Genomic DNA, 1,139 nt, shown 5'->3' with positions numbered 1-1,139 from the left:
GCGGCGAGGTCCGCCGCGCCGCGGTCCGGTTCCCCGGTGTCCCGCGGTCCGTGCCGGCGCCGCGGCCGTCGAGTCACCGGGCCTGGGCGAGCACGGCGTGCAGTACCTCCGCGGCGACCTCGGCCGAGTGGGTGTCGTCCGAGACCTCCACGTTGTGTCCGCCCGCGCCGACCCTGCCGACCTTCACGGTGCGGCCCGGCACGACGCCCACCCCGCGGAGCTGGGTCATCAGATCCTCGTCGAGCTGCACGTGCTCGGCGATCCGCCGGATCTCGACCTTGCCCCCGCCGGACCTGGCGACCTCGTCCAGCCGCACGAGGTCGGCCTCGGCCGGGGGAGCGGGCTCACCCGCCCCGAGCTTGTCCAACCCGGGGATCGGGTTGCCGTACGGCGACGTCCTCGGGTTGTCCAGCAATGTCACGAGCTTGCGTTCCACCGCCTCGCTCATGACGTGCTCCCAACGGCAGGCCTCGTTGTGGACGTGCTCCCACTCCAGCCCGATGACGTCGACCAGCAGCAGTTCGGCCAGCCGGTGCTTGCGCATCACGGCGACCGCGAGGTCGCGCCCGTGGTCGGTCAGTTGCAGGCTGCGGTCGTCGGCGACCACCACGAGCCCGTCCCGTTCCATCCGCGCCACCGTCTGGCTCACGGTGGGGCCGCTCTGCTGCAGACGCTCCGCGATCCGGGCGCGCAGCGGCACGACTCCCTCCTCCTCGAGCTCGTAGATGGTGCGCAGGTACATCTCGGTAGTATCGATGAGATCGTTCACGCCTGTCCCCTTCGCTCCGCCTCACTCATGGTAATCGCCGGTCCCGACACGGAGGGCGGGCGAGGGGCGCGGACCTCCGGGTGTGCCGGTCGGCGTGTCCCGGGCCACCGTCCGTGGGGCCGGGATCCGGCTGTCGCGCACCGTCCGCCGCCGCGACGACGGGTGAGACCGGCAGGATAGGGGTATGCGCCCGGTCATTTCGACAACGGAACTGGCGGAACTGTCGCGCCGCGACCCCGCGGAGGCCCCCACCCTGCTCGACGTGCGGTGGCGGCTCACCGGCCCGCCCGGCCGGGACTCCTACCTCGCCGGGCACGTGCCGGGGGCGGTCTTCGTCGACGTCGACACCGACCTCGCGGGCCCGCCCGGG

General features: G+C 73.0%; 1 protein-coding gene and 1 pseudogene. One reads left to right on the top strand and one right to left on the bottom strand.

Annotated elements, in window-relative coordinates:
- Nucleotides 1-73: 73 nt before the first annotated feature.
- On the bottom strand, nucleotides 74-769 hold the full coding sequence (locus SACPADRAFT_RS0204685) for a metal-dependent transcriptional regulator (protein WP_007027698.1): 696 nt from the start codon (nucleotides 767-769) through the stop codon (nucleotides 74-76).
- Nucleotides 770-953: 184 nt separating this feature from the next.
- Between SACPADRAFT_RS0204685 and SACPADRAFT_RS32230 the strand changes: the two are divergent.
- A pseudogene (locus tag SACPADRAFT_RS32230) lies at nucleotides 954-1,139 on the top strand (sulfurtransferase); the annotation flags it as partial.

The organism is Saccharomonospora iraqiensis subsp. paurometabolica YIM 90007 (assembly GCF_000231035.2).
Taxonomy (GTDB): domain Bacteria; phylum Actinomycetota; class Actinomycetes; order Mycobacteriales; family Pseudonocardiaceae; genus Saccharomonospora; species Saccharomonospora paurometabolica.
This window is presented reverse-complemented; position numbering and strand designations above follow the sequence as displayed.